At 62.5% G+C, this 6,155-nt stretch carries 7 protein-coding genes; 6 read left to right on the forward strand and 1 reads right to left on the reverse strand.

Features of this window, described 5'->3' with window-relative positions; translation table 11 throughout:
* From ACEW8G_RS08575 to ACEW8G_RS08595, 5 genes are all read left to right on the forward strand, one after another.
* A partial coding sequence (locus ACEW8G_RS08575) for a TonB-dependent receptor (protein WP_373488009.1) occupies window positions 1-928 on the forward strand: 928 nt, incomplete at its 5' end.
* A gap of 12 nt (window positions 929-940) precedes the next feature.
* A complete protein-coding gene (locus ACEW8G_RS08580; RefSeq protein WP_373488010.1) occupies window positions 941-1,405 on the forward strand; it encodes a MarR family winged helix-turn-helix transcriptional regulator in 465 nt (154 codons plus the stop codon).
* A gap of 90 nt (window positions 1,406-1,495) precedes the next feature.
* Window positions 1,496-2,572: a 4-hydroxyphenylpyruvate dioxygenase gene (hppD, locus tag ACEW8G_RS08585; RefSeq protein ID WP_373488011.1), complete on the forward strand. Its 1,077-nt coding sequence runs from the start codon at window positions 1,496-1,498 to the stop codon at window positions 2,570-2,572.
* A complete protein-coding gene (locus ACEW8G_RS08590; protein WP_373488012.1) occupies window positions 2,569-3,120 on the forward strand; it encodes a VOC family protein in 552 nt (183 codons plus the stop codon). The genes hppD and ACEW8G_RS08590 overlap by 4 nt, the downstream gene beginning before the upstream one ends.
* A 4-nt stretch (window positions 3,121-3,124) precedes the next feature.
* Window positions 3,125-4,132 (forward strand): fumarylacetoacetate hydrolase family protein, encoded by a 1,008-nt coding sequence (locus ACEW8G_RS08595; RefSeq protein WP_373488013.1) that lies wholly within the window; start codon window positions 3,125-3,127, stop codon window positions 4,130-4,132.
* 4 nt (window positions 4,133-4,136) lie between these two features.
* Here the strand turns inward: ACEW8G_RS08595 and ACEW8G_RS08600 are convergent, their stop codons facing one another.
* Complete coding sequence (locus ACEW8G_RS08600) at window positions 4,137-4,793, reverse strand: alpha/beta hydrolase (protein WP_373488014.1); 657 nt, start codon at window positions 4,791-4,793, stop codon at window positions 4,137-4,139.
* A gap of 190 nt (window positions 4,794-4,983) precedes the next feature.
* On the opposite strand from ACEW8G_RS08600, the gene ACEW8G_RS08605 reads away from it, so the two are divergent.
* Window positions 4,984-6,069 carry a cysteine desulfurase family protein gene (locus ACEW8G_RS08605; RefSeq protein ID WP_373488015.1) on the forward strand — a complete coding sequence of 362 codons (1,086 nt, stop codon included), beginning with the start codon at window positions 4,984-4,986 and terminating at the stop codon, window positions 6,067-6,069.
* Window positions 6,070-6,155 lie beyond the last annotated feature (86 nt).

Raw genomic sequence — 6,155 nt, forward strand, 5'->3', positions numbered from 1 at the left:
GGCGAGCCCGACTTTGATCCTCACCGGTGGTGGCCGCGCCGACCACTGGCGGCTGAGCGATGGGCGGTCGCGCGAAACCGTGCTCGCCACCGGCGCGGCGCTCACCACCACCGATTTTGCTGATCGCAGCGGCTGGGAAGGCACCGGACGGCTGGGTTTTGCCTGGGACGCGGCTTCATTGCTGACGTTGCGCGGCGCGGGTTATCTGGGCTGGCGGCTGCCCACGCTGAACGAGCTGTATCGGCCGTTCCGGGTCGGCCCCGATGCCACCGCCGCCAATGCCGCACTCGCGCCCGAACGGCTGCGTGGTGTTGAACTTGGGCTCGATTATGAGATTTATACAATCCGGCTGGGCGCAACTGTGTTCTGGAACCGGCTGGACAATGCCATTGCCAATGTGACGTTGGCGCGCGGGCCGGGTACTTTCCCGGGCGTCGGGTTCGTCTCTGCGGCGGGCGCATTTAGCCAGCGGCAGAATCTCGATGCGGTCGAGGCGAAGGGCGTCGAGGTTGAGTCCCGCGCGGATATCGGCGCGTTCCGGCTCGCTGCTGCCTACAGCTATGTCGACAGCGTGGTGCAGGCTGCTGCGGGGCAGGGCGCGATTGACGGGCTGCGCCCCGCGCAGGTGCCTAAGCATTTCGGTACAGGCTCAATCGGCTGGTTTCCGCAAGGTGGGGATAGCGGCGTCAACGCGACGCTGCGCTACACTGGCGCGCAGTTTGAGGATGACTTGGGCGCGCTGCGGTTGGATGACGCGCTGACGCTTGATGCGCGTGCCGCATATCGCATCAGCCGCAACCTGCTCGTTGAGCTGCGCGCGGAAAACCTGTTCGATACAACCGTGCAGGCGGCGATCAGCGGCCGCGGAATCATTGAGCGCGCCGCCCCGCGAACGATATGGCTTGGCGTGAAGGTCGACATTGAATAGCTTCGGGCAACCATGTCTCGCACCGCCACCCGCCTTGCTGACTTTCTGCCCTATCGGCTGTCGATCACCTCGAATGCGGTGAGCGACCTGATTGCGCGCGAATATCGCACACGCTTCGGCCTCAAGATCCCCGAATGGCGTGTGATGGCGGTGCTTGGTGATGTCGGCGCGGCGACTCAACGTGAGCTTGTCGCTGCAACGCGCATGGACAAGGTCGCGGTCAACCGCGCCACCGGCGCATTGGGCGACCGCGCGCTCATCGCCCGCGCTCCCAACGCCAGCGACGGGCGCTCGCATCATCTCGCGCTCACCGACGCGGGCCGTGCGCTCTACGCGGAGATCATGCCGCTCGCGCTGCAGATGGAAACGGCGATGCTGACAGCGCTGGACGAGGTCGAACGCACACAGCTGGGCGCTCTGCTGGTAAAGCTGCTGGATCAGGCGGACCGGCTGGCGGCGGAAGAGGTAAGGGGCTAGCGTTCGCTTGCAGCGCATGCCAGCCCACTTGCCAACCAGTTTCATTTGATACTATATTGCGGTTCCCCTACCCAATCGGAGTCAAGCGCCATGACTGAGCAGAGCCATCCCAATCCCGCTGGCCTTGACGGGTTTGAATTCGTCGAATTTACGCACCCCGAGCCCGAGCAGCTCGCCGACCTGTTTGTCGCAATGGGCTTCACCCATCTGGCGACGCATCGGTCAAAGAATGTGCGGCGCTATACGCAGGGTGACATCAACTTCATCCTGAACATGGAGCCCGAGGGTCAGGTTGCCGAATTTCGTGCCAAGCATGGCCCGTCCGCAAATGCGATGGCGTTCCGGGTCAAAGATGCGCAAAAGGCGCTGGCCTTTGTGCTCGCCAATGGCGCCGAGCAGGTCACCGGGCCGGTTGGGCCGATGGAGCTCAACATCCCGGCGATCAAGGGCATCGGCGGGGCGAATCTGTATCTGGTGGATCGCTATGGCGCGGCTGAGATCTACGACATTGATTTCGTGCCGGTCGATGGAGCGTCGCGCAACGGCAACAGTGTCGGCCTGCACACGCTTGACCATCTGACCCACAACCTCAAGCGCGGCGGCATGGACGTGTGGTCGGCATTCTATGAGAAGCTCTTCAACTTCCGTGAAATCCGCTATTTTGACATCGAAGGCCAGTCGACAGGACTGTTCAGCCGCGCGATGACCGCGCCCGATGACAAGATCCGCATCCCGCTCAACGAAAGCCAGGATGACCATAGCCAGATTGAGGAGTTTATCCGCGATTATGGTGGTGAGGGCATCCAGCACATTGCGCTCGCCACCGATGATATCTTCGCGACGGTTGATACGCTGCGCGCCCGCGGCATCCGCTTCCAGGACAGCCCCGACACTTATTTTGATGGCATCAATGCGCGCCTGCCAGGCCACGGCCATGACATTGCCGAAATGCGCAAGCGCAAGATCCTGATCGATGGCGCGCCCGAGACCGGCGGCGGGCTGCTGCTGCAGATTTTTACCGAGAACATGGTCGGGCCGATCTTTTTTGAGATCATCCAGCGCAAGGGCAATGACGGCTTTGGCGAAGGCAATTTCAAAGCGCTGTTTGAAAGCATCGAGCTTGACCAGATCAAACGCGGCGTAATCCCTGCAAAGTCAGAGGCATGAGCGAGGCACCGCCGTTTGCGCTGAGCCGCATCCACCACGTCGCTTATCGCTGCCGTGATGCGAAAGAGACTGTGGACTGGTATGCCCGCGTGCTGGGCACCAGTTTCACTACTGCCTTTGCCGAAGACCATGTGCCGTCCACGGGCGAATACGACCCGTATATGCACATCTTCCTCGATTGCGGCGGCGGCAATGTGATCGCGTTTTTTGAGCTGCCCAACCAGCCCGACATGGGCAAGGACCCCAATACCCCAACCTGGGTGCAGCACATCGCCTTTGAGGTGCCGACGGTCGATGCGCTGCTTGCCGCCAAGGCGCATATCGAGGCGCAGGGCATTGATGTACTGGGGCCGACCTTCCACGGCGTCTTCCGCTCAATCTATTTCTTCGATCCGAACGGTCACCGGCTTGAACTGGCTTGCAACATCGGCACGAAAGCGCAGTATGATGAACTGCAGCGCGTCGCGCCGCTGATGCTCGAAGAATGGAGCCAGACCAAAAAGGCGCCGCGCCATGCCGATTGGCTGCACAAGGATCCAGAAGGGTAAATTTATGAAACTGGCGTCACTCAAGCACGGACGCGATGGCCAGCTGGTCGTGGTCTCAAACGATCTTGCCTGGTATGCCGACGCATCGCACATCGTGCCGACGCTGCAGGCGGCGCTCGACAACTGGGACCAGCTCAAGCCCTATCTTGAACTGCTGGCGCGCGAACTTGAGCATGATGCGATCCCCAAAGAGCGGTTTCACGAACATGATGCCGCAGCACCCCTGCCGCGCGCTTATCAGTGGGCGGATGGCAGCGCCTATGTGAATCACGTGGAGCTGGTGCGCAAGGCGCGCGGCGCTGAGCTGCCCGAGAGCTTCTGGACCGATCCGCTGATGTATCAGGGAGGCTCGGACGACCTGCAAGGCGCGCGCGACCCGATCTTGCTCAAGGACGTAGCCTGGGGCTGCGACATGGAGGCGGAGATCGTCGTGGTCACCGGTGACGTGCCGCAGGGCGTTAGCCCGGATGACGCGCACAGCTACATCCGGCTGGTCGGACTGGTCAATGATGTGTCGCTGCGCAACCTGATTCCGGATGAGCTCGCCAAGGGTTTTGGCTTTGTGCAGTCAAAGCCCGCCAGCGCATTTTCGCCTGTGTTCGCGACCCCCGACGCGCTGGGCGCATACTGGCAGGACGGCAAGCTGCACCGTGCGCTGATGGTCGATCTCAATGGCCAGCCGTTCGGCCGCGCGGTGGCTTCTGACGACTGCACCTTCGATTTCGGCGTATTGATCGCGCATCTCGCCAAGACCCGCCGGGTGCGCGCGGGGTCGATCATCGGATCGGGCACCGTTTCAAACCGCGATGCAGATGGCGGGCCGGGCAAGCCGATCTCTGAAGGTGGACGCGGCTACAGCTGCATCGCCGAACTGCGGATGATCGAAAAGATCACCACCGGTGACATGACGACCCCGTTCCTGAAAGTTGGCGACACGGTGCGCATCGATGTGCATGATGAACGAGAGCACACCATCTTCGGAGCCATCGAGCAGACCGTGGTCGCCGGATAGCGACCTATTTGATCGGCGAATCCGGGGCGAGGCGCATGTCGAGATAATTGTCCACCGAGTGCATCATGTCGTCGAGCTCGTGCTCAAAGAAATGGTTGGCGCGCGGGATTTCATCATGATGGATGGTGATGTGCTTTTGCGTACGCAGCTTGTCGACCAGTTTCTGTACCGCATTGGGCGCCACGATGGTGTCCGCCGCGCCCTGTACGATGATGCCCGATGCGGGGCAGGGGGCGAGGAAGCTGAAATCGTACATGTTGGCCGGTGGCGCCACTGAGATGAAGCCCCGAATCTCGGGCCGCCGCATCAGCAACTGCATGCCGATCAATGCGCCGAAGCTGAAGCCTGCAACCCATGTGGTCTGCGCCTCCGGGTGAAAGCTTTGCACCCAATCGAGCGCAGAGGCAGCGTCGGACAGTTCGCCGATGCCGTTGTCAAACGTGCCCTGGCTGCGCCCGACCCCGCGAAAATTGAACCGCAATGTCGCAAAACCGCGCCGCACGAAGGTCTTGTAAAGCGCCTGGGTGATCCGGTCATTCATCGTGCCCCCGCCCTGTGGATGCGGGTGCAAGATCATCGCGACCGGTGCGCGGGGACGCGGGGCAGGGCTGAAACGGCCTTCGAGGCGGCCTTCGGGACCGGGAAAGATGACGGCTGGCATATTATGGTGTGGGCTTTCACATGGGATGGTGTCAGGAAATTGGCGCGCGATAATGGTGGATGTCGCAGCGCAAGTAGCGCGCTATACGCAAACCAGGCATGAAAAAGCAACAAAATGCGTGGCAAGGGCAGGCCGCTTGGTTAGAGCATAAGCATGAACCGCGCTCGAATTACGCCTGATGACGCCCAAGATGGCTGAACCACGCATCTATCTGGATCATGCCGCAACGACGCCCATGTTGCCCGAGGCGCGGGCCGCAATGCTGCAGGGCGTCGATATCTGGGCCAATCCATCGTCGCCCCATGCTGATGGCCGGGCAGCGCGCGCAGCACTTGAGGATGCGCGGGCCCGGATCGCTGCTGCGCTGGGATGGACCGGCGATGTCATCCTGACCAGCGGCGCGAGCGAGGCCGTAAAGCTGGCGATGCACGGCACGCGGGTGAGCGGCTGGATTGTCTCTCCGACCGAACACGATGCGGTGCTGCGCCATGTTGATCATGCGGATGTCAGCCAACGGTCGCTGAGGCTTGCGGTGGATTTGCAGGGCAGGCTGGTCATCGCCAGCGTTGACCGGGCGCTTGGGGCGACCGGGCATCAGGCGCTGGTGATCTCCCAATCTGCCAACAGCGAGACCGGTGTGTTGCAACACATCGCCGCAGTGACCGAACGCACACGGGCACTCGGCGCGGTGCTGCTGTGCGATTGCGCGCAAACCGCCGGAAAGCTACCACTGCCTGATGCGGACATGATCGTTGTATCCGCGCACAAGCTGGGCGGGCCGCCCGGCATCGGCGCTTTGCTGGTGCGCGATCTGGGCCTGATCAACCCCACTGGCGGGCAGGAAAAGGGCTACCGCGCCGGGACCGAAAATCTGCCTGGCGCACTGGGATTTGCCGCCGCGCTTGAAGCCTCGCGCAACTGGCTGGAGCGCGCGGCAGACCTGCGCCACCAGCTCGACAGCGCAATCCGCGCCGGCGGCGGCGATATCGTCGCGGGCAGCGCGCCGCGCATTCCGACCATCGCTAGCTACCATATGCCTGGAGTCGCCGCCAACACGCAGCTAATCCAGTTCGATCTGGCCGGAATATCGGTGTCGGCTGGCAGCGCGTGCTCGTCTGGCACGCTCAAGACCAGTGCGGTGCTGGCCGCGATGGGATGGGATGAGAAGGCGGCGGGCGAGGTGATCAGGGTGAGCTTCGGGCCATCGACCAGCCGCGCGCACATCTATCGTTTCATCGAGCAGTGGCAGGCCATTCGCGCGCGGGTGAGCCGCTGATGGCCGCGCCGCAACCGATCTATCTCGATTATCAGGCAACCACCCCGCTGGCGCCCGAAGCGCTGGCCGCGATGCAGCCGTGGCTG

The sequence above is a fragment of the Blastomonas sp. genome (assembly GCF_041747255.1).
In the GTDB taxonomy this organism is placed as follows: domain Bacteria; phylum Pseudomonadota; class Alphaproteobacteria; order Sphingomonadales; family Sphingomonadaceae; genus Blastomonas.